The following is a 21,011-nucleotide window of genomic DNA, read 5'->3' as shown; positions in this document are numbered from 1 at the left end:
GTGCCGGGCCCCACGGCTTCCATTTTTCTTTGTCGAAGGCCTCGATAGCCAATCTTTATCATCAATCGTGCATACACCAGGCGTCGCTGTCCGTAGGCGGAAGAGCGGCATGGCCGGTGCGGGCCGCGGTCGAGAGGGCGGGCCGTCGGTCAGGCCCGGGGGCCGGCCTCGGGGATCACCAGCTGGCGTGACTCGCCCATCAGGAAGTCGCGGTTGGCCTCCAGCGCCTCGCGCAGGAAATCCCACAGCAGCCGCACCCGGGCCAGGCGTCGCTGCTCCTGGCGGGCGGTGATCCAGAACTGGCGCACCACCTCCACCTCGTCTTCCAGAACGTTGATCAAGGCCTCCGAGGTGCTCGCCATGAAGCTGGGCAGCACCGCCAGACCGGCGCCGGCGAGGGCGGCGGCATGCTGGGTGGTCACGCTGGTGCTGCGCATGGCGAAGTGCGGGCCGGGCTGGCCCACCACCGCCGGGTCCAGCAGCGGGTCCAGGTAGCTGAGCTGCTCGCTGAAGATCAGGTCGTCCACATAGCCGATCAGCCGATGCCGGCCGAGCTCGGCGAGCCGGCGTGGCGTGCCGTGCCGGTCCAGGTAGTCGCGGCTGGCGTAGAGGCGCAGCCGGTAGTCGCAGAGCCGCGAGATCACCAGGCCCGGGCTGACCGGGCGCTCGATGGTGATGGCGAGATCCGCCTCGTGGCGGCTCAGGTTGACCACCCGGGGCAGGGCCAGCAGGTCCAGGGTGACGCCGGGATGACGGGCACAGAAGGCCGAGAGCAGCGGCGCGATGACCCAGGTGCCGAAGCCCTCGGTGACCCCCAGGCGGATCTGGCCACCGATCTGGTGGTCCTGGTCGGCGAGGCTCTCGCCGGCCTCGAAGGCATGGCGGGCCATCTCCTCGGCATGGGCGAGCAGCCGCTGGCCGGCCTCGGTGAGCTGGTAGCCGTGGGTGCTACGCTCGAAGAGCTGGGTATTCAGCGCCTGCTCGAAGCGCCGGGTGCGCCGCGACAGGGTGGAGTGGTCGACCCCCAGCCGTCGTGCGGCGTCGGTGAGGCGCTCGCTGCGGGCCACCTCGAGAAAGATCTGGATATCCTGCCAGTCGAGCATCGCTTCCCCTCGCCGTCGCATCGGTTGTGTATACATGCACAAACAATGTGCCTGAGTGCCCGTTGTCGTGTCATCCACCGACTGTATAGACTCGAAAGCATCAGGTTTCGTGCCGGTATGCACATAACGTCGAGCACGGCGATCCTACAACCACATCCTCTTCAGGAGCATGCCCATGTCCGTTCGCGAGATTCCCCTCTACATCGATGGTCAGGCGGTCCCGTCCCAGAGCCAGGAGTGGCGTGACGTGGTCAACCCGGCCACCCAGGAAGTGGTCGCCCGGGTGCCGTTCTGCAGCGCCGAAGAAGTCGACCGGGCCGTGGCCAGCGCCCAGGCGGCCTTCACGACCTGGCGCAAGGTCCCGCTGGCCAAGCGCATGCGCATCATGCTCAAGCTGCAGGCGCTGATCCGCGAGCACACCGAGGAGCTGGCCGCACTGATCACCGAGGAACACGGCAAGACCCTGCCGGACGCCGCCGGCGAGGTGGGCCGGGGCCTGGAGGTGGTGGAGCATGCCTGCTCGATCACCTCGCTGCAGCTCGGCGAGCTGGCCGAGAACGCCGCCAGCGAGGTGGACGTCTACACCCTCAACCAGCCGCTGGGCGTGGGCGCCGGCATCACCGCCTTCAACTTCCCGATCATGCTGCCCTGCTTCATGTTCCCGCTGGCCATCGCCACCGGCAACACCTTCGTGCTCAAGCCCTCCGAGCAGGACCCGAGCTCGACCATGCGCCTGGTGGAACTGGCCCATGAGGCCGGCGTGCCGGCCGGCGTGCTCAACGTGGTGCACGGCGGCCCCGACGTGGCCAACCAGATCGCCGACCACCCGGACATCAAGGCGCTGTCCTTCATCGGTTCCACCCATGTGGGCACCCAGCTCTACCGTCGCGCCAGCGAGGCCGGCAAGCGCATGCAGTCGATGATGGGCGCCAAGAACCACTGCGTGATCATGCCCGACGCCAACCGCAGCCAGGCGATCAACAACCTGCTGGGCTCGGCCTTCGGCGCCGCCGGCCAGCGCTGCATGGCCAACTCGGTGGTGGTGCTGGTGGGTGAGGCCCGGGCCTGGCTCGACGACATCGTCGACGGCGCCCGCAAGATGAAGGTGGGACCCGGTATCCAGAAGGATGCCGACCTGGGCCCGCTGGTCTCCCCGGCGGCCCGTGATCGCGTCATCCGCCTGATCGATGCCGGCGAGCAGGAGGGTGCCAGCCTGCTGGTCGATGGCCGCGGCTGCGAGGTGGAGGGCTATCCCCACGGCAACTTCGTCGGGCCCACCGTGTTCGCCGACGTCAGCGCCGAGATGACCATCTACCGGGAGGAGATCTTCGGCCCGGTGCTCTGCGTGGTCAGCGTCGAGACCCTGGACGAGGCCATCGAGTTGATCAACGCCAACCCCAACGGCAACGGCACCGCCATCTTCACCAACTCCGGCTGGGTGGCGCGCCGCTTCGAGACCGACATCGACGTCGGCCAGGTGGGCATCAACGTGCCGATCCCGGTGCCGGTGGCCTACTTCAGCTTCACCGGCTCGCGCGGCTCCAAGCTCGGCGACCTGGGGCCCAACGGCAAGCAGGCGATCGCCTTCTGGACCCAGACCAAGACCGTCACCGCGCGCTGGTTCGAGCCGGAGAACGTCTCCAGCGGCATCAACAGCACCATCTCGCTGCACTGATCCCTGGCGCGCGACGAAGACGGCCCCGTCTCGACAGAGGCGGGGCCGTTTTACGGGGCACGGGGCATGGACGCACCGGGTGGTTCACGGCAGGCCCCCAGCCGCTGGCCAGCGGTGAAGTGCGCCCTCCAGGGCGGCACAGGCGAGTGTGCCGCCATCGGGAGGACCCGATGGCCCTGGGCGAGCCCCTGGCGGTGATGATGGACGTTGCCGGAAGCGCGACTGCGCCCCGTTGCCGGTCAGCCAGGACCGGGGCCCGACTCGGCCTGGCGTTGGCCGGGTGAGGGGCCTGGCAGACAGCGGCTAGCCGCCTCCCCCTGCTGCAACCGGGCGCGCAGGAATTCGACGAAGCGTCGCACCCGCACCGGTCGCGGGCCGCCGCCCGGAAACACCACATGCAATGGCAGGGACAGGCCCCGCCATTCCTTGCAGGCCTCCGCGAGGCGCCCCGCAGCCAGGTCGGCACGGACATCGAGCTCGCTCTTGAAGGCAAGACCGGCGCCATCCAGGGCCCATTCGCGCACCAGGCTGCCGTCGTTGCTGATGCGGTCGCCATGGACCTCTACCACCACGGTCTGCCGGCCCCGCTGGAAGGGCCAGCGTCGATAGGCCATGCCACCACTCATGTAAATCAGGCAGTTGTGGGTCAGCAGGTCCTCCGGGCGCCGGGGCCGACCGTGCCGTTCGAAATAGTCCGGCGTTCCCACCACCACGCGACGGTTGTCGAGCAGCTTGCGGGCGACCAGGGCCGAATCGGGGAGCTCGCCAAAGCGGATCGCCAGGTCCAGCGGCTCCGAGACCAGGTCACGCACCTCGTCGCCGGCCAGCAGGGTGAACCGAACCTGTGGATGCTGGCGCTGAAAGTCATTGAGCACCGGGCGCAGCACCTGCCGCGCGAAGTCGATGGGGGCGGTCAGGCGGATTTCTCCGCCGACATCGTCGCACTCACCGTGGATGGCATGTCGCGCCTCGTCCAGCAGCGCCAGACCGGGCTCCACCTGGTCACGATACAACATGCCTTCCGGCGTCAGGCGCAGGGTGCGGGTATTGCGTTCGACCAGGCGGATGCCCAGCTCCGCCTCCAGCCGTTTCAGACTGGCGCTGGCCGCCGCCGGTGTGCGCCCGAGACGACGCGCCGCGGCGCTCAGGGAGCCGAGACGCGCGGCTTCGACAAAGACATGCAGGTCGTTGAGGCTGGTCATTTTCAAATTTTCATTGAAAGAGATTTACAGCATAAGGGCATTATCCATGGCGTTGCCAGACGCCACAATGCGGCCATTCAGGTACGGGAACAGGAGCCTTCCAATGACCGCAAGCATCGACACCGGCGCGCACCTCCCACTGGCCAGGGCTCACGAGCCAAGCGAGGCGAAGCCATGAAAGGATCCTTCACTTCGATACCGGCCGGCCTGTATGCCCTGACCGCCGGCGCCTTCGGCATCGGCGTCACCGAGTTCGTCATCATGGGCATTCTGCTCGAGCTGAGCCTGGACCTCGGCGTCACGATCCCGACGGCCGGGCTGCTGATCTCGGGCTATGCGCTGGGCGTGGTCGTCGGCGCACCGCTCATGACGGTGCTGACCGGGCGCTGGCCACGCAAGACGGCGCTGCTCGCCCTGATGGTGATCTTCACCCTCGGCAACGCCGCCTGCGCCCTGGCGCCGACCTATGAATCCCTGATGGTGGCACGCATCATCACCGCCTTCGCCCATGGTACCTTCTTCGGCGTCGGCTCGATCGTCGCCACCGGCCTGGTCGTGCCCGACAGGAAGGCCTCGGCCATCGCCATCATGTTCACCGGCCTGACCGTGGCCAACATCCTCGGTGTACCATTCGGCACCTGGCTCGGTCAGGCGATGGGGTGGCGCGCCACCTTCTGGGCGGTGACGCTCGTCGGCGTACTGGCACTGGTCATCCTGGGCCGCTATGTTCCGCGCGATTCGGCGCCGCCCGAGGCCAGCGACTGGCGCCGCGACCTGCGTGTACTGGCGCGTGGCCCGGTGCTGATCGGGCTCTTGACCACGGTGCTCGGCTTCGGTGGCACCTTCACCGTCTTCACCTATATTGCCCCCCTCCTGACCCGGGTCAGTGGCTTCGCCGAGACCGCGGTGTCGCCCATCCTGCTGGTCTTCGGTGGCGGCCTGGTGGTTGGCAACCTGGTCGGTGGTCGCCTTGCCGACCGGCACCTGACGCGAGCGTTGCTGGGTAGCCTGCTGTTGCTCGCCGCCGTGTTGGGACTGATGGCCTTCGCCATTCACGACCGCATCCTCGCCATCGTCTTCATCGGCCTGTTCGGCGCTGCCGCTTTCGCTACCGTGCCCCCCTTGCAGATGTGGGTGCTGGCGAGGGCCGAGGGCGCTGGCCAGAGCCTGGCGGCCAGCTTCAACATCGGCGCCTTCAACCTGGGTAACGCCATGGGTGCCTGGCTGGGCGGCCTTGCGCTCGAGCATGGCCTGCGGTTGGGCGACCTGCCCTGGATCGCGGCCCTGGTGCCCTTGGCCGCCACGCTCACGGCACTGCTGGGCCTGCGCCTGGCACGCCGGCACGCGCCCACCACCACAGCGCTCGCTACCGTCGCTCACCCGTCCGAGTGCTGAGTCCGGATACTTGCAGGGAGACCCGCATCATGCCTGATAACACCCACCCGGGGCGGCGCCCCTTCCATCGATCGGTGACTTGGCGCCTCGCCGCACTCGCCATGTCGACATTGCTCACCATGTCGATGGCCAAGGCCGGCAGCGGCGGCGATGACCAATGGCTCGCCAGCTGGAGCGCGAGCCCGCAGCCGCGCTGGGAAGGGGACTTCCCGCTACCGACGCATACCCCCTTCCAGCTCTGGGATCAGACCATCCGTCAGGTGGCGCGTCTGAGTATCGGTGGCGAGCGAGTCCGTGTGGTCCTGTCCAATGCCTACGGTAACCGGCCGGTGGTCATCGGCGACGCGCATCTGGCCACTGCCGGTGTCGACTCGGCCATCGAGGCGGAGTCGGCGGCAGCTCTCACCTTCTCCGGCCAACGCCGGATCGCGATTCCCCCGGGGGCCCAGGTGCTCAGCGACCCGGTGGACCTCGCCGTTGCCGCACTGGACGAGGTCGCCATCAGCCTGTACCTGCCCGAGCCGACACCGCCCGCCACCTTCCACTGGGATGGCCGGCAGACCGCCTATGTCGGCGCGGGCAATCAGGTCGCGGCCACGACACTGGACACGGAGATGACCCACGACATCCGTGTGCTGCTGAGCGGCGTTCTGGTCGAGACAGGCGACGACAGCCGCGTCCTGGTGGCCTTCGGCGACTCGATCACCGACGGCAATGCCTCCACGCCGGACGCCAACCATCGCTGGCCGGACTTTCTCGCTCGGCGTCTGGCCGCCGACAATGTCGCCGTGCTCAATGCGGGGATCTCCGGCGCTCGCCTGTTGCGCAGCCAGATGGGGGAGAATGCCCTGGCGCGTTTCGGGCGGGACGTGCTGGGCCAGCCCGGGGTCACCGATGTGATCCTGTTGATGGGCATCAACGACATCGGCTGGCCGCGGACCCCCCTGCAGCCCGGTGATGCTGCCTTGCCGAGCGTGGATGACCTGATCGCCGCCTACCGGCAACTGATCGCACGGGCGCATGTCCGTGGTGTCCGCATCATAGGCGCGACCCTGACGCCCTTCGCGGGCGCCCTGGAGGGGACACCGATGGGGGACTATTACAGTGCGGACAAGGAGCGGCTTCGCCAGCGGGTCAATGAGTGGATTCGCAACAGTGGCGAGTTCGATGCCGTCATCGACTTCGATGCCGTGCTCCGGGATCCCGCTCGACCGACGCGCATGCTCCCCGCTTTCGACTCGGGGGACCATCTCCATCCCAGTGACCGGGGCTATGAAGCCATGGCCGACGCCATCGCTATCGACGCCCGGCTCGACGCTCAGCAACGATGATCCCGTCCGATGGCGGGGCAGGGACAAGTGCCCGCCGTGCGTGAACGCCCATCTCTGGACCGAAATGACTCCTGTGCCACGCCGGACGGGAGTCATTGGAGTGCCCTCCTGCCGAACTGCCCTCATGGCTTGGGCAGCCCACCAGCAGGCCCTTCAGGATGCGCGATCTACCGAGAGATTGCCGCTAACGCTCGGGCACCCCGAGGGTGGCGAACAGCTCCGCGAGTTCCGGGGTCTCTCGCCGCGCCTGCAGGATGGCGGGATCCACGACCGCGAAACGGCCTGCCGAGGCTCGCAGGTACTCCTCGCCGGTCGTTTCGTCGACGAAGCGGACCTCCGGCACCTTGGCGAGGCACTGCTTGAGGAAGGTACAGTTCCTGCCGATCGCCAGGCTGTCATCGTCGGGATAGACCTCCGCCGGGCAGGTCGCCCGGGTGTTGATCCGCTTGTAGCGGTCGATGTTGACCAGGCCCAGGGGCGCCAGGATGTGCAGGACCTCGCGATTGCCATAGGCGATGGTCGTCGGCGGGGTGTGCTTGGGGACACTGTTGTCCAGGAAGAAGTACTCGAGCCGGGGATAGCGGCTGTCCAGCCACTTGAAGAGCAGCCTGGGCATGCCGTCGTAGGCCTCCACGCAATGCCCCAGGAAGTCCTCCACCGCCTTGTAGCGTCCCCGGGTCAGGCCGCGCTCCCAGCCCCGCTCCACCGTCGCCTCCGGTGGGGTGACGATGAAATAGAAGTACATGGTGGCGACATGTTTCGCATAGGTGGCATCCAGCAGCCGCGGTACCCGTTCCTGGGAGAAACTGTCGAAACGGAAGCGGTCGATCAGCAGGTTCGGGATGGAGCGGTCCCGCTGGGCCTTGTCGCGGATGTAGCGGTCGAGCTTGGCATCGATGAGCTTGACCTCCTTGCCGGACAGGCGGCCGGCATACTTGTAGGCCTCGCCCAGGGCGTCGTAGTCGAGCAGCAGGCGGCGCCAGATGTCGGGGGAGACGGTGCCGTAGTGGTCCGCCTGGATGCCCAGGTCGCGCAGGGTGTCCTTCAGCAGCGGGCGCAGGGAGCTCTTGCCGGCCGCCGAGGCCCCCTTGAGGCTGATCAGGATCGGCTCGCTGGCACAGGGCAGCCGGCTGTAGCCCTCGACCTCCATGGCGCGCGCGACATAAGGGGCGATCTTCTCGCCGAGGTGGCGGCTGCCGAAGTCGTTGCACACCTGCTGGGTGATCAACCGCGCCAACAGCTCCCGGTCCACGCCGATATGGCCCTGGCGGCTGGCGATCGAGTTCAGGACACGGTAGGTGCTCTTGTAGATGGCCCGCTCCAGTTCGCCACGGGCGGCCAGCCCCGTGTCCTTGATGCCCCGGATCACCTCATGGTGGCGTTCCTCGATGGAGCGGTGGTCCGTCTGCTGCCGCGGGGCGGGGCGTTTGCCCAGCCAGCGGGATAGCCAGGAGACAGGCTCGGGCTCGACCGCCGTCGGTTCGGGAGCGAAGGCCGCGGCGAGGATGTCGCCGACCCGGCCGTGGATCTCGTCATACAGCCGGGCATGTTCCTGGCGAAGCGCCGGCAGATGGGGGGCCAGGTAGTCGGACAGGATCTTGATGGCGATGTCGCGGAAGTGCTGTCCCAGCAGCTCTTCTTCTTCACCCTCCAGGACCACGATATCGGCGGTCACCTGCACGATCACCTCGTGCAGCACCAGGCGCTCCGCCTTGAACGCGACCAGTTGCTCCTCCGTGAGCCCGGTGAGGGCACTCAGCTCGGGGATGTCGGCGAGGCGGGAGTCGACATTGGCCGGGTGATGAATCGTCTCCAGGGCCTGGTAACGGCTGGGCAGGTCGGCTTCCAGGCCGGGGTTCCACGCTGAAAACTCGAGACCGGCTTGCTCGGGCATACTGAAAGTCCTGCAGGCAGCAGTGTGGCGGGGCTCGATGAGGGACTCGACGGCACCGCTTGGTGATCCTGGCGACCCACGGGGATGCGGGAAATGCGCAAGGTCCGTCAGGAGGGCCCCGTCACTCCGGTCGGGAAGGCGGGCCGCCCCTGTGGAAAAATAATGACCGAGCCGGCCTCGTGGGGCAATCCCCGTGGGGAGCCGAGGCATCCCCGTCTCGAGAGAGACGGGGCCGCCTCTTGGCGCCGGTCGCTGATGGCCTCGATCGTCAGCGGGTCAGGCCGGGGCGATATTCTGGTTCAGATGGAAGAGGTTCTGCGGGTCGTACTGCGCCTTGATCCTGGCCAGCCGTTGGTAATTCTCCCGGCCGTAACCGGCGATGATGCGCTCCTTGCCCTCGTCGCCGATGAAGTTCAGATAGACATTACCGCTGGCCCAGGGGCGCAGGTCCTGGCGCAGGCGGTGTGTCCACTGCCGGCCGCGCTCGTCGTCGGCCGGGTCATCCCATAGACCGAAGGGGTGCACGACCCAGGGGGCATGGCGCCAGGAAATCGGCAAGTCGGCGCCTCTCGCCACGGCACCTCCCTGGGGAAACAGCACGTGCTGGGAGGGTGAGGGCACGATCATGTCGCCCGCCCGTTCACAGAACAGCGCGAGCGCCTCGTCGGGAAAGGACGTCAGGTATTCGGCCGACCAGTAGTTACGATAGCCGGGCGGGTCGTCGAGCATGCACTGCAGGTCGGCGTAGGGCATCTCGTCGATCATCTCGCCCTCGTGCCCGAGTGCCAGCAGCGGAGCCGCGACCTCCCGTGCCTCGGCTTCCGGCCCGGCGTAGACAACCAGCATGGCGAAGGTGAGCTTGTCGATCAGATGCTCGGGAACGAAGGCTTCCGGAGGGGCCGTGATATAGAGGGCGCCACCGCCTACCTCGTCGGGTGCCGTCTCCAGGAAATCACGGTAGACACGCAGGACCTCCGGCGCCCTCTCGGGCGACCACAGCAGCAGCAGGGCGGTGACCTGCTTCAGTTCATGCAGCCGAAAGGTCAGCGAGGTGGCCACCCCGAAGTTGCCGCCGCCGCCGTGCAGCGCCCAGAACAGCTCGGGGTTTTCCCGCTCGCTGGCGTGCACGATGCTGCCGTCGGCGGTCACCAGCTCGGCGGCCAGCAGGTTGTCGCAGGCCAGCCCGAACTGTCGGCGGTCACCAGCTTGGCGGCCAGCAGGTTGTCGCAGGCCAGCCCGAACTTGCGGGCCAGCCAGCCGTCGCCACCGCCCAGCGTAAAGCCACCGACGCCGGTGGTCGAGACGCGGCCGCCCGTCGTTGCCAGGTCATGGGGCTGGGTGGCGCGATCGAGATGGCTCATGGTCGCACCGCCGGCGACGGTGGCGGTGCGGGCGTCGGGATCGACCGACACGCCATTCATCCGTCGCAGGTCGATCACCAGGCCGCCTTCCGTCAGTGCCTTGCCGGCGACTCCATGGCCACCGCCACGCACGGCGATCTCCAGTTCGAGCCGACGGCCGTATGTCACGGCAGCGAGCACATCCTCCACGTCATCGCATTGAGCAATGATCGCCGGCCGGCGATCGATCATCGCGTTGAATAGCTTGCGGGCCTCGTCATAGCCGGCTGCTTCGGGGAGCAGGATCTCCCCGGAGAAGCCCTGGCGTAACTCCTGGAGTGCCGCGTTGTCGATATGGGTCGTCATGACACCCTCCTCGGGAGGGCGAGGCACAGGGGACTCGCGATCCTGTGCTTTGCCTTGCCCTGCCTGACGCCATATCCCCTCGCCCTGATGGTCGTTCCGGCGTCAGGCAATCGGTACCGGCCATCCCGATGTGATCAGGGCCAGGCAGCTAAGGCAGGTATCGTGGCAGTGCGCTGTCGAGCCTCAGGGCACCCCAGCGCTCATGACGGTATTTCGATGGACCTGGTCCAGTCTCGGGGGAGGGGCTGAGTTCAGTATAGCGCCGGGAAAGCCCGGAAGCGGGCGATGGCGCCTTTCAGGAGAGCGCAGGCGCAACGAGGGCGCCAGCGTCCGCCACAAGGCGCATGGACAACATGTTGACGTTGACGTTAACTGTCATGACTGGCTCGTCATCACCCCTCAGGAGCGCCCCCATGACCCAGCCCATCAGCCGCTTTCCCGTCCCCGAACGCCTCGAGGACCTGCCCGCCGACATCCGCGACGCCATCCTGGCGGTGCAGGAGAAGGCCGGCTTCGTGCCCAATGTCTTCCTGATGCTGGCCCATCGGCCCGACGAGTTCCGGGCCTTCTTCGCCTACCACGATGCGCTGATGGAGCGCGACTCCGACACCCTCACCAAGGCCGAGAAGGAAATGATCGTGGTCGCCACCAGCGCCCGCAATCGCTGCCTATACTGCGTGGTGGCCCACGGGGCCCTGGTGCGCATCTACAGCAAGGACCCGCTGCTCGCCGATCAGGTGGCGGTCAATCACCATACCGCGCCGCTAAGCGAACGGCACCGGGTGATGCTCGATTTCGCGCTGTACTGCGGGCTGGAGGTGGGCGAGCTGACCGAGGCCTGGGAGGCCAGGCTCCAGGCCGTCGGCTTCACTCGGGAGGACATCTGGGACATCGGCGCCATCGCCGCCTTCTTCGCCCTGTCCAACCGCCTGGTCACCCTCACCGCGACCCCACCCAATCCCGAGTTCTACCTGATGGGCCGGGTGCCCCGCGAGGGCTGAGCCACCATTTCGTTCTTCCCCGGTTCTCGAGAAAGGAGTCATCCCCATGAAGATCCGCGCCGCCGTCCTGCAGGCCATCGGGCTGGAGAGGCCCTACACGCAGAGCCGGCCCCTGGAGATCGAGGAACTGGAGCTGGCCCCGCCCGGCGACAACGAGGTGCTGGTGCAGATCAAGGCCGCGGGGCTCTGCCACTCGGACCTCTCGGTCATCGACGGCAACCGGCCCCGCCCGGTGCCCATGGCGCTGGGCCACGAGGCCGCCGGGGTGGTCAGGGCGGTGGGCCGCGGCGTGACCGACCTGGCCGAGGGCGATCATGTGGTGGCCGTCTTCGTGCCCAGCTGCGGCCATTGCCCGCCCTGTGCCGAGGGGCGCCCGGCGCTCTGCGAGCCGGGCAACGCCGCCAACAACGTCGGCACCCTGGTCAGCGGCGAGCATCGGCTGCAGCGTGCCGACGGCACCCCCGTGAACCACCATCTGGGGGTCTCCGCCTTCGCCGACCATGCGGTGGTGTCGCGGCACTCGCTGGTCCGCATCGATCCGCGCCTGCCCTTCGAGCATGCGGCGCTGTTCGGCTGTGCCGTGCTCACCGGCGTGGGGGCCGCCATAAACTCGGCCGGCATTCGCGCCGGCCAGTCGGTGGCCGTGGTGGGGCTGGGCGGGGTAGGGCTCAACGCGGTGCTCGGCGCCCTGGTGGCCGGGGCCGGCGAGGTCGTCGCGCTCGACCTGGACGACGACAAGCTGGCGCTGGCCGAGTCGCTGGGCGCGACCCGCGCCATCAACAGCGCCGCCCCGGATGCCGTGGAGCGGGTGCGCGAGGCCACCGGCGGCGGCGTGGACTGCGCCATCGAGATGGCCGGCTCGGAGCAGGCCCTGGAGTTCGCCTACCGGATCACCCGCCGCGGCGGGCTGACGGTGACCGGGGGGCTCGCCCATCCCGAGCGCAGGGTCGCCATCCAGCAGGTCAGCCTGGTGGCCGAGGAGCGCACCCTGCGTGGCAGCTATGTGGGCAGTTGCGTGCCGGTACGCGACGTGGGCCGCTATGTCGCCCTGTTCCAGCAGGGCAAGCTGCCCGTGGACCGTCTGCTCTCCCGGGTGCTGACCCTCGACGAGATCAACGACGGCTTCGAGGCGTTGGCCGCCGGCCGGGCCATCCGCCAGGTAGTGACGTTCGACTAGTGGGCCGAGCTTTCGCGGGTCTCTGCGTCCCGCGGCTGGCCCGGGCCTCGGCGGTGGCGATGGCGCCGAAGGCGGAGTAGGGCTCGGCGCAGCGCCGAGGCAGGCGCCCGAGGTGCGTGCGTCTTGGCTGTGGAGGAGGGCATGGCGGGCGCCCGGCGAGCGAGCGTTCGACATCGGACGCCGTTGTGTCATGCTGATGCGTGACTGCGATATCGGCCGCGTCGGCCGGTCCTTGAGGTTCATCCAACACCATTCATTCACTGTCGCCAGGGGAGTCCCGCTCGCCCGGATATTGCATCCGGCGGGGGCTGAGAGGGCGCTCGGCGCTGACCCTGGAACCTGATCCGGTTCATGCCGGCGGAGGAAGCGCGACATGCCTTACCTGACGTCAGCCGTGCTTGGCGCGGCGCTGCTGTGTTTCACCGTGCTGGGCCTGCGGGCACGGCGCGCCGACGGGCCCCTCGACGACTACGTCACCGCTCGCAACTCCCAGACGGCCTCGACCCTGGGCCTGTCCTTCCTGGCCTCCGGCATGGGCGCCTGGATCCTCTTCGCCCCGCCGGAGATCGGCGCCTTCGTGGGCCCCGTGGCCCTGGCCGGCTATGCCATCGGCTCGGCACTGCCGTTCATCGTGCTGGGCCTGTTCGGGCCGGCCATCCGCCGTCGCCTCCCCGAGGGCCGCAGCATCGGTGAATATGCCGAGGCCTGTTTCGGCGCCGGCGTACGGCGCTGGGTATCGCTGGTCTCGATCCTCTACATGGCCTGCTTCCTGGCCGCCGAGCTCACCGCCATCGGCGCCATCACCGGGCTGCTCTCGGCGGTGCCGCCCGCGCTGGTGATAGTCGGGGTGGCCCTGGCCACGTTGCTCTACACGGCACTGGGCGGCCTGCGGGCGAGCCTCGCCACCGACCGCTGGCAGGCCTGGCTATTGCTGGCGCTGCTGGCCGTGGTCGGGGGCGTGGCCCTGGTCCGCCTCCCGGCGCTGCCGCCGGGGGCCGCGATGCCGGCGATCCCCGTCGGCGATGCGCTGTCCGTGGCGCTGACCCTGGTGATCGCCGTCACCGCGGCCAACCTCTTCCACCAGGGCTACTGGCAACGCGTCTGGGCGGCCCGGGACGCCCGGGCGCTCGGGCGGGGCGCCTGGCTGGGCGGCGCCGTGACCGTGCTGGTGGTGGCGGTGGTCGGCGGCCTCGGCATCCTCGCCGCCATGAGCGGGCTCGCGCTGGGCGAGCCGCCGATTCCCTTCTTCGCGCTGCTGGCCGGGGCGCCGGACTGGCTGGCGCTGCCGGCGCTGGTGCTGGCGGTGACCCTGGTCGCCTCCAGCGTGGATACCCTGCAGAACGGTATCGCCTCGCTGGTGGTGGCCGGCAGCGGGCGGCGGGGCCTGTCCCTGCCGGTGGCACGCTGGGTCACGGTGGCGCTGATGCTGCCGGTGGTGGTCATCGCCCTGCAGGGGCTCTCGGTGCTGCGGCTGTTCCTGATCGCCGACCTGCTGTGCGCCGCCATCGTGGTGCCGGTGCTGCTGGGCCTGTGGCCGCGGATGAGTGCCGCCGCGGCGCTGGCCGGCGGCGTGGCCGGCCTCGCGGGAGCCGTGTTGCCGGGCTGGCTGGCCAGCGGCAGCCTCGTGGCGGGCCTGCTCGCGGCGAGCTTCCCATCCGGCGTGCCGACGCTCGCCCCCTTCCTCGGGGCGCTGCTCGCCTCCACCCTGGTGGGCCTGCTGGTGGCCTGGTGGCGACCGGCCAGGGCGCCGCATGTCGCCTGACGGTTGCCAGGCCGGGGGATGACGGCCACCCTCTGAAGGTCACCCCGATCGAACAGAGGAACCGCGCCATGAGCGATACGCCCCAGGATCCGCGCCGCCGCCATTCCGCCCCGGTGGTGGATGGCGTCGGCAAGTCGGCCAGCCGCGCCATGCTGCGCGCGGTGGGCTTCAACGATGCCGACTTCGCTAAGCCCCAGGTGGGCATCGCCTCCACCTGGAGCCGCGTCACCCCCTGCAACAGCCATATCCATGAACTGGCGGAGCAGGCCAGCACCGGGGCCGATGCGGCCGGCGGCAAGGGCGTGATCTTCAATACCATCACCATCTCCGACGGCATCGCCAACGGCACCGAGGGCATGAAGTACTCGCTGGTGTCCCGGGAGGTGATCGCCGATTCCATCGAGACGGTGGCCGGCTGCGAGGGCTTCGACGGCCTGGTGGCCATCGGCGGCTGCGACAAGAACATGCCCGGCTGCCTGATCGGCCTGGCGCGGCTCGACCGGCCCAGCGTCTTCGTCTATGGCGGCACCATCCTGCCCGGCGAGGGGCACACCGACATCGTCTCGGTGTTCGAGGCCATGGGCGCCCACAGTCGCGGCGATCTCGACCTGATCGAGGTCAAGCAGATCGAGGAGACGGCGATCCCCGGCCCCGGTGCCTGCGGCGGCATGTACACCGCCAACACCATGGCCTCGGCCATCGAGGCCCTGGGCATGAGCCTGCCCGGCAGCTCGGCGCAGAATGCCGTGTCCCAAGCCAAGCACGATGACAGCCGGGCGGCGGGGGAGGCGGTGCTGACGCTGCTCGAGCGGGACATCAAGCCCTCGGACATCATGACCCGCCAGGCCTTCGAGAACGCCATCACCGTGGTCATCGCCCTGGGCGGTTCCACCAACGCGGTGCTGCACCTGATCGCCATGGCCGATGCGGTGGGCGTGCCGCTCGCCCTCGGCGACTTCACCGAGATCGGCCGGCGGGTGCCGGTGCTCGCCGACCTGCGGCCCAGCGGCCAGTACATGATGAGCGAGCTGGTCGAGATCGGCGGCATCCAGCCACTGATGAAGACCCTGCTCGAGGCGGGGCTGCTGCACGGCGACTGCCTGACCGTGACCGGCCGGACGCTTGCCGAGAACCTGGCGGACGTCGCGCCCTATCCCGAGGGCCAGACGATCATCGCCCCCCTCGAGGCGCCGCTGAAGGCCGAGAGCCACCTGCGCATCCTGCATGGCAACCTGGCCCCGCAGGGGGCGGTGGCCAAGATCACCGGCAAGGAGGGCGTCCGCTTCTCCGGCACGGCCCGGGTGTTCGGTTCCGAGGAGGAGGCCCAGGCGCGCATCAACGACGGCAGCGTGGTGGCCGGTGAGGTGGTGGTGATCCGCTACGAGGGGCCCCGCGGCGGGCCCGGCATGCGCGAGATGCTCACCCCGACCTCGGCGATCATGGGCCGCGGGCTCGGCAGCGAGGTGGCCCTGATCACCGATGGTCGCTTCTCCGGCGGCAGCCATGGCTTCGTGGTCGGCCATGTCACCCCCGAGGCCTTCGACGGTGGCCCCCTGGCACTGGTCGAGGACGGTGACACCATCACCATCGATGCCGAGGCCGATACCCTCGAGGTGGCCCTCGACGACGCCGAACTCGCGCGTCGCCGGGCCGCCTGGCAGCCGCCGGCGCCACGCTATACCCGCGGGGTGCTGGCCAAGTACGCCCGGACGGTCAGCTCCGCCTCGACGGGGGCGGTGACCGACCGGCCGGTATAGTCCGATGGCCGTGGCGAGCGCCGCCCGCGGGGCGACCTGGGCGGTGCTACTGCTGGCGCTGCTGCTGTTCGCGGGCTGTGCCGGCACCCCGAGCTGGCGCGAGACGCCGCCCCCCGGCCAGCGGCAGTGTCGGGACTTGCTCTCGGCCTTCGACATGGCCGTGGCCGAGGCGGGCGTCGGCGATGCCGGCAGGGCCCGGGTCGCCGGCTTCCCGTACCTGCGCACCGACCGCCTGCTGGCGAGCTTCGCGCCGACGCTGCGCCATCATCCCGACGCCCCGCGCTATGCCGACTGGCTGGGGCGGATGCGGCAGGGCGATGCCGAGGCGCGGCGGATCGAGGCCGCCAACCTGCCGACCCCGGCACGCCAGCGCCTGGCTCGGCGCAGCGGCGGCGAGGCGCCGGCCGCGGCGGCCAAGGCCCGCGGCGAGCGGCTGCTGGCCGCGGAACTGCTGGGGCCGGAGGACGGCCCGGCCCGGGTGGCGCTGCGCGAGGCCGTGGCGGCCCCCGACCACTACGTGGACACCTGGCGGGTGCTGGGGCTCTATCCCCTGGCACGGGTGGGGCTGTCGCTGGGCTATGGTCGCTGGCGGGACGCCTACCTGGCCGGCTTCGACGGCCCCTTCCCGACCCGGGGCGAGGTGCGGCGCTATGCGCCTGCCCCGCCCGCGGGCCCGCCGCTGGACGCCGAGGCCGCCGCCCGGCTGGTGCGCAGGGCTCCCCGCAGCCCCCTGGGCCTGGTCGACCTCGACGACGAGACCCTGCGGCGCCTGGCGGCGCACCACGCGCCGGTGTTCGCCATCGAGACCCGGGGTCACGACGACCGCCTCGGCGCCCCCTACTGGCGGCGGGGGCCGGCGGGGCCACTGCCGGCGGTGGACACCAATCGGGCAGTGGCCGACGTGCGCCTCGCCCATACCCGCTTTGACGGGCGGGTCTTGCCGCAGCTCGTCTATACGGTGTGGTTCCCGGCGCGCACCCGTTTGGGGGCCCTCGACATCCTCGGCGGTCGCCTGGACGGGGTGGTGTGGCGGGTGACCCTGGGCGCGGACGGCCGGCCATTGATCCATGACAGCATTCATGCCTGTGGCTGCTACCATCTGTTCTTCCCGGTCCCCCCGCTGCGCCGGGTCGTGGTGCCGGCGGATCACGACCTGCGCGAGGCGCCGCTGACGCCGGCGTACACGCCGCCACACCCCCCGGGGGAACGGCTGGCGCTGCAACTGGCTGCGGTCAGCCACTACCTGGTCGGCCTGGCAACGGTCGATGACGCCGCCAGTGCCGACGTCCCCTACGCGCTGCGCTTGACCCGCTCACCGCCGCACTACGGGCGTCGTTCCCTGGCGCTGCCGGATGGCGGGCGGCGCAGCCTGTTCGGCCCCGAGGGCCTCGTGGCGGGCACCGAGCGCCTCGAGCGCTTCCTGCTGTGGCCGGCGGGGATCCGCAGCCCCGGGGCGATGCGCCAGTGGGGCACCCACGCCACGGTGTTCGTCGGCCGGCGCCACTTCGATGACCCCTTGCTGTTCGAGGAGGCGTTCGTGCTGCCGACGCCGGTCCCCTGAACGACGACGCCGCGCCCCGGCAGGGGCGCGGCGTCCAGGGCCGGGCGGCGTGACGGTCTACTGCGAGGGAGCGGAGCGCATCATGTCCTCGAGGTTCATGGCGTCCTCGGGCAGGGTGAAGGTGGATGCCTCTGGCGACTCGTCGGACAGCTCGGCGATGCGGAAACGCTCACCGAAGCGCAGCATGCCGAGGCCGCGCTCCTCGAGGGTGGAGGCGATGGGGTCGGGCTCGCCGGTCATGGACTGCTGGTAGGCGTGGAAGGCAGCCATCAGCTCCCGAACCTGGGGGTTCTCGCTGAGAACCAGGTCGTCGTCATGGGCGGTCCCGGCCTTGTCGGTCCACTGCAGGCGGTAGACCTCGCCCTCGAGGCCGGCGATGGTCTCCGTCTCGCCGGTGGCCTCCAGGGCATCGACGGCGCTGGCCTGCTGGCTGGCGATGCCGGCGCTGGCCTGGTCGCCGCCCATGCTCTCCGCCATCTCGCGGAGCCTGGCCATGTCCATGACCATCGTCTGGCCCTGCATCTGGCTGACCATGTAGCCCTTGCCATCCTTGAGCAGCATGAAGCCCGCCTGGGCCTGCTGGGGAAAGTCCATGCGCAGGTCGTCGCCTGCCCAGCTGACCTCCATGGTGGCACTGCCCTGGTCGGAGCGGGTCTCCAGGGTGGCCTGACCATCGGCGAGGACGGGCAGCGAGGCGGCCAGCAACAGGCCGGTCACGAGGTGTCGCATGTGGGGATCTCCCTCTGTCTCGAATCCATGAAGGTCTCGAATCCATGAAGGCCGGCAGTCGCATGAATGCCGGCCTGGGTCCTGGCCCGTTCGGACGGGGCGGCCGAGGGCTCAGGGTGGAGTGAGCTGGGGGTCGATGGTCCGGCGCAGCGTCTGGAGCTCGTCGAGGGTGAGCTGCTCGAGACGACCGGAGAGGAGGTCGCTGATCTTCTGCATCGGGATACCGGCGCGGCGAGCGATGTCGCGATTGCCCAGATCCGATACGGCGATCAACCGGGTAATGATGCGCATTAGGCGAGTGCGTTGTTCCAGATCCCTGACATCGAGGTCAGGGCACCTTCGCGGAGGGTCGAGGAGTTCCGCGGCGGTCGAGGGGCTTGCCGTGCTCATGATGCTCCAAGGGACAGAATCGACGGTTACAGCATGCAGCCTTTTGGCCGGTTTCGCCAGTGTCGTGACGGGAGGATTGGCCGGTGGCGGAGCCGGGGCACCGCAAGGCGCTGCGTGACGGGCTTTGAATATCAAGATACGGTGATTGATGAGACCAAAGTGGAGGTCTCCTGCCCGAGAAGTCGTCTTGTCGAGGGCGCGGCGGTGGTCTATTTTTTGTCGATACTCTCGATAAATGAATTAATTCCTACAAAAAATCAATCTCACCGATGAGGGGGAGTGACATGAACGAGACGACGTCCACGGAGACGCACCTGACGCGGGTGCTGGCGCGCAAGGATGTGCTGGCCCTGGCCTTCGGCGCGATGATCGGCTGGGGCTGGATCGTGCTGACCGGCAGCTGGATCCAGTCCGCCGGCAGCCTCGGCGCCATCACCGCCTTCCTGCTCGGCGGGGTGGTCATCGTGCTGGTGGGCCTGACCTATGCCGAGCTGGCCTCGGCGATGCCCCAGGTGGGTGGCGAGCATGTCTACAGCTATCGCGCCATGGGGCACTTCGCCTCCTTCCTGTGCACCTGGGCCATCACCCTGGGCTATGTCAGCGTGGTGGCCTTCGAGGCCGTGGCCTTGCCCACCGTGGTGGAGCACCTCTTCCCGGACTATGCGGTCGGTCAGCTGTGGAGCATCGCCGGATGGGACGTCAAGGCCACCTGGGTGGCGGTCGGCGTGGCCGGCTCCGTGGTGATGATGGCGATCAACTACCTCGGCGTGCGCACCGCCGCCCTGGTCCAGAAGGTGGTCACCCTGCTGATCCTGGCGGTGGGCGTCATGTTCATCACCGGAGCGCTGTTCGAGGGCAGCACCACCACCCTGGATCCGCTGTTCAACGTCGAGCAGGGCGTGATCGGCGGCATCATGACGGTGATCATCATGGTGCCGTTCATGTTCGTGGGCTTCGACGTCATTCCCCAGGCCGCCGAGGAGATCAACCTGCCGTTCAAGGAGATCGGCCGGGTGCTGATGATCTCGGTGATCCTGGCGGTATTCTGGTATGCCTTCATCATCCTCGGCACCGCCCTGATGCTCGACCCCGCGGCCCTGGCCGAGAGCTCCCTGGCGGTCCCGGACGCCATGCAGGCGGCCTTCCAGGCGCCCTGGGCCGGTAACCTGATGATCCTGGCCGGCATCGCGGGCATCATCACCAGCTGGAACGCCTTCTACATCGGCGGCTCTCGGGCCATCTACGCGCTGGCGCACTCCGGCATGCTGCCGGCCTTCCTCGCCAAGCTGCATCCCAGGCACCGCACGCCCACCAACGCCATCCTGCTGATGGGCCTGCTCTCCAGCATCGCTCCCTTCTTCGGTCGGCCGGCGCTGGTCTGGCTGGTGGTCGCCGGCGGCCTGGGCATCGTCATCGCCTACCTCTTCGTGTCGCTGTCCTTCGTGATGCTGCGCCGGCGTGAGCCGGACATGCCGCGCCCCTTCCGGGTGCGTCGCGGCAAGACCGTCGGCGCGCTGTCGGTGATCCTGTCGCTGGCGCTGGTCGGCATGTACCTGCCCGGCAGCCCCTCGGCGCTCTCCACCATCGAGTGGGCCATGTTCGCCGGCTGGATGCTGCTCGGCCTGGCGCTGTACGGCTGGTCGCGAGCCCGCTATGGCGTGGCCTACAGCGACACCATGATGCAGCGCGAGCTGGCCGGCGCCGAGTCCGGCGCGGGACGCTGAGCGTCGCTATCGGCTCCGCCAGCTCCGAGCCCCGGCCCGTCAGGGCCGGGGCTGTTGCCGGCGTGGCGCCCCCTCCGGCATCAGCCGCTCGGGTTCATGACTTCACGTCATCAACAGCCCGGAAGAAAAGTCGATATGTCTCGCTGATTGACCCGCTTAGACTCGACCATTGCCTACAATAAATAATTGGCGCAATGACATCCTTGGCGATCGGCAATGTCACCCGGCCAAGCCTCCTGGGGCTTCCGGCGTCGTACGCCTCGATGTCCCGGCCAGACAACAGGAGTCAATCATGAGCACAGCCAACCGCGGCGTCGTCTACAAGGGCCCGGGAGAGGTCGCCGTCGAATCCATCGCCTATCCGGAACTCGCCCTCGGCAATCGCAAGTGCGAGCACGGCGTGATCCTCAAGGTGGTCACCACCAACATCTGCGGCAGTGACCAGCACATGGTGCGCGGCCGCACCACCGCGCCCCCCGGCCTGGTGCTGGGCCACGAGATCACCGGCGTGGTCATCGAAGCCGGCCGCGACGTCGAATACATCCGCCCGGGCGACCTGGTCTCGGTGCCGTTCAACATCGCCTGCGGCCGCTGCCGCAACTGC

17 protein-coding genes and 1 riboswitch are annotated in these 21,011 nt (G+C 69.0%); of the genes, 10 read left to right on the top strand and 7 right to left on the bottom strand.

All coding sequences use genetic code 11. From position 1 onward, the window contains the following. Positions 1-149: 149 nt before the first annotated feature. The gene (locus QWY76_RS19030) at positions 150-1,103 is read right to left on the bottom strand and encodes a LysR family transcriptional regulator (protein ID WP_290313102.1); all 954 of its coding nucleotides are present in this window, start codon (positions 1,101-1,103) and stop codon (positions 150-152) included. Positions 1,104-1,278: 175 nt separating this feature from the next. Between QWY76_RS19030 and QWY76_RS19025 the strand changes: the two genes are divergently transcribed. Then, a complete protein-coding gene (locus tag QWY76_RS19025) occupies positions 1,279-2,778 on the top strand; it encodes a CoA-acylating methylmalonate-semialdehyde dehydrogenase (protein WP_290313101.1) in 1,500 nt (499 codons plus the stop codon). A gap of 239 nt (positions 2,779-3,017) precedes the next feature. Here the strand turns inward: QWY76_RS19025 and QWY76_RS19020 are convergent, their stop codons facing one another. Then, positions 3,018-3,980, bottom strand: a complete 963-nt coding sequence (locus tag QWY76_RS19020) for a LysR family transcriptional regulator (protein ID WP_290313100.1) — start codon at positions 3,978-3,980, stop codon at positions 3,018-3,020. 174 nt (positions 3,981-4,154) lie between these two features. Between QWY76_RS19020 and QWY76_RS19015 the strand changes: the two genes are divergently transcribed. Together QWY76_RS19015 and QWY76_RS19010 are read left to right on the top strand one after the other, a co-directional pair. Beyond that, positions 4,155-5,375, top strand: a complete 1,221-nt coding sequence (locus QWY76_RS19015; protein WP_290313099.1) for an MFS transporter — start codon at positions 4,155-4,157, stop codon at positions 5,373-5,375. A 29-nt stretch (positions 5,376-5,404) separates the two neighbouring features. After that, positions 5,405-6,706, top strand: coding sequence for an SGNH/GDSL hydrolase family protein (locus QWY76_RS19010; protein ID WP_290313098.1), 1,302 nt, complete (start codon positions 5,405-5,407; stop codon positions 6,704-6,706). Between the two features lie 184 nt (positions 6,707-6,890). Here QWY76_RS19010 and QWY76_RS19005 read toward each other — a convergent pair whose 3' ends face one another. From QWY76_RS19005 to QWY76_RS18995, 3 genes are all read right to left on the bottom strand, one after another. Beyond that, entirely contained in the window at positions 6,891-8,600 is a 1,710-nt protein-coding gene (locus QWY76_RS19005; RefSeq protein WP_290313097.1) for a DEAD/DEAH box helicase family protein, read from the bottom strand. 276 nt (positions 8,601-8,876) lie between these two features. Next, positions 8,877-9,749, bottom strand: a complete 873-nt coding sequence (locus QWY76_RS19000) for an FAD-binding oxidoreductase (protein WP_290313095.1) — start codon at positions 9,747-9,749, stop codon at positions 8,877-8,879. Next, positions 9,746-10,306: an FAD-binding oxidoreductase gene (locus QWY76_RS18995; RefSeq protein WP_290313094.1), complete on the bottom strand. Its 561-nt coding sequence runs from the start codon at positions 10,304-10,306 to the stop codon at positions 9,746-9,748. The genes QWY76_RS19000 and QWY76_RS18995 overlap by 4 nt, the downstream gene beginning before the upstream one ends. A gap of 413 nt (positions 10,307-10,719) precedes the next feature. Here QWY76_RS18995 and QWY76_RS18990 point away from each other — a divergent pair, with 413 nt between their 5' ends. From QWY76_RS18990 to QWY76_RS18970, 5 genes are all read left to right on the top strand, one after another. After that, complete coding sequence (locus QWY76_RS18990; RefSeq protein ID WP_290313093.1) at positions 10,720-11,307, top strand: peroxidase-related enzyme; 588 nt, start codon at positions 10,720-10,722, stop codon at positions 11,305-11,307. Between the two features lie 46 nt (positions 11,308-11,353). Further along, positions 11,354-12,484, top strand: a complete 1,131-nt coding sequence (locus QWY76_RS18985) for a zinc-dependent alcohol dehydrogenase family protein (protein ID WP_290313092.1) — start codon at positions 11,354-11,356, stop codon at positions 12,482-12,484. A gap of 258 nt (positions 12,485-12,742) precedes the next feature. After that, positions 12,743-12,868, top strand: a riboswitch (TPP riboswitch). Continuing rightward, a complete protein-coding gene (locus QWY76_RS18980) occupies positions 12,858-14,246 on the top strand; it encodes an SLC5/6 family protein (RefSeq protein WP_290313091.1) in 1,389 nt (462 codons plus the stop codon). Its footprint overlaps the riboswitch before it by 11 nt. Before the next feature lie 68 nt (positions 14,247-14,314). Further along, positions 14,315-16,003 carry a dihydroxy-acid dehydratase gene (gene ilvD / locus QWY76_RS18975; RefSeq protein ID WP_290313090.1) on the top strand — a complete coding sequence of 563 codons (1,689 nt, stop codon included), beginning with the start codon at positions 14,315-14,317 and terminating at the stop codon, positions 16,001-16,003. A 4-nt stretch (positions 16,004-16,007) separates the two neighbouring features. After that, positions 16,008-17,564, top strand: coding sequence for a hypothetical protein (locus tag QWY76_RS18970; protein WP_290313089.1), 1,557 nt, complete (start codon positions 16,008-16,010; stop codon positions 17,562-17,564). A gap of 57 nt (positions 17,565-17,621) precedes the next feature. Here the strand turns inward: QWY76_RS18970 and QWY76_RS18965 are convergent, their stop codons facing one another. Together QWY76_RS18965 and QWY76_RS18960 are read right to left on the bottom strand one after the other, a co-directional pair. Next, the gene (locus tag QWY76_RS18965; protein ID WP_290313087.1) at positions 17,622-18,293 is read right to left on the bottom strand and encodes a hypothetical protein; all 672 of its coding nucleotides are present in this window, start codon (positions 18,291-18,293) and stop codon (positions 17,622-17,624) included. Between the two features lie 111 nt (positions 18,294-18,404). Then, positions 18,405-18,683, bottom strand: coding sequence for an XRE family transcriptional regulator (locus QWY76_RS18960; protein ID WP_183383867.1), 279 nt, complete (start codon positions 18,681-18,683; stop codon positions 18,405-18,407). 284 nt (positions 18,684-18,967) lie between these two features. Between QWY76_RS18960 and QWY76_RS18955 the strand changes: the two genes are divergently transcribed. Further along, complete coding sequence (locus QWY76_RS18955) at positions 18,968-20,407, top strand: APC family permease (RefSeq protein ID WP_290313085.1); 1,440 nt, start codon at positions 18,968-18,970, stop codon at positions 20,405-20,407. 292 nt (positions 20,408-20,699) lie between these two features. Next, on the top strand, positions 20,700-21,011 hold a 312-nt coding region (locus tag QWY76_RS18950), incomplete at its 3' end, for an alcohol dehydrogenase catalytic domain-containing protein (RefSeq protein ID WP_290313084.1).

This window comes from Halomonas maura (genome assembly GCF_030409305.1).
Taxonomy (GTDB): Bacteria; Pseudomonadota; Gammaproteobacteria; order Pseudomonadales; family Halomonadaceae; genus Halomonas; species Halomonas maura.
The sequence above is the reverse complement of the archived record's forward strand: the minus strand, read 5'-3'. Positions and strand labels throughout refer to the sequence as shown.

Bases quoted from the DNA above. Each gene is read 5' to 3' on its own strand.
- QWY76_RS19020 (WP_290313100.1), bottom strand. From the start codon at position 3,980: ATGACCAGCCTCAACGACCTGCATGTCTTTGTCGAAGCCGCGCGTCTC.
- QWY76_RS19025 (WP_290313101.1), top strand. From the start codon at position 1,279: ATGTCCGTTCGCGAGATTCCCCTCTACATCGATGGTCAGGCGGTCCCG.
- QWY76_RS18990 (WP_290313093.1), top strand. From the start codon at position 10,720: ATGACCCAGCCCATCAGCCGCTTTCCCGTCCCCGAACGCCTCGAGGAC.
- QWY76_RS18995 (WP_290313094.1), bottom strand. From the start codon at position 10,306: ATGACGACCCATATCGACAACGCGGCACTCCAGGAGTTACGCCAGGGC.
- QWY76_RS18955 (WP_290313085.1), top strand. From the start codon at position 18,968: ATGAACGAGACGACGTCCACGGAGACGCACCTGACGCGGGTGCTGGCG.
- QWY76_RS19010 (WP_290313098.1), top strand. From the start codon at position 5,405: ATGCCTGATAACACCCACCCGGGGCGGCGCCCCTTCCATCGATCGGTG.
- QWY76_RS19015 (WP_290313099.1), top strand. From the start codon at position 4,155: ATGAAAGGATCCTTCACTTCGATACCGGCCGGCCTGTATGCCCTGACC.
- QWY76_RS18970 (WP_290313089.1), top strand. From the start codon at position 16,008: ATGGCCGTGGCGAGCGCCGCCCGCGGGGCGACCTGGGCGGTGCTACTG.
- QWY76_RS18960 (WP_183383867.1), bottom strand. From the start codon at position 18,683: ATGAGCACGGCAAGCCCCTCGACCGCCGCGGAACTCCTCGACCCTCCG.
- QWY76_RS19030 (WP_290313102.1), bottom strand. From the start codon at position 1,103: ATGCTCGACTGGCAGGATATCCAGATCTTTCTCGAGGTGGCCCGCAGC.
- QWY76_RS18980 (WP_290313091.1), top strand. From the start codon at position 12,858: ATGCCTTACCTGACGTCAGCCGTGCTTGGCGCGGCGCTGCTGTGTTTC.
- ilvD (WP_290313090.1), top strand. From the start codon at position 14,315: ATGAGCGATACGCCCCAGGATCCGCGCCGCCGCCATTCCGCCCCGGTG.
- QWY76_RS18985 (WP_290313092.1), top strand. From the start codon at position 11,354: ATGAAGATCCGCGCCGCCGTCCTGCAGGCCATCGGGCTGGAGAGGCCC.
- QWY76_RS18965 (WP_290313087.1), bottom strand. From the start codon at position 18,293: ATGCGACACCTCGTGACCGGCCTGTTGCTGGCCGCCTCGCTGCCCGTC.
- QWY76_RS19005 (WP_290313097.1), bottom strand. From the start codon at position 8,600: ATGCCCGAGCAAGCCGGTCTCGAGTTTTCAGCGTGGAACCCCGGCCTG.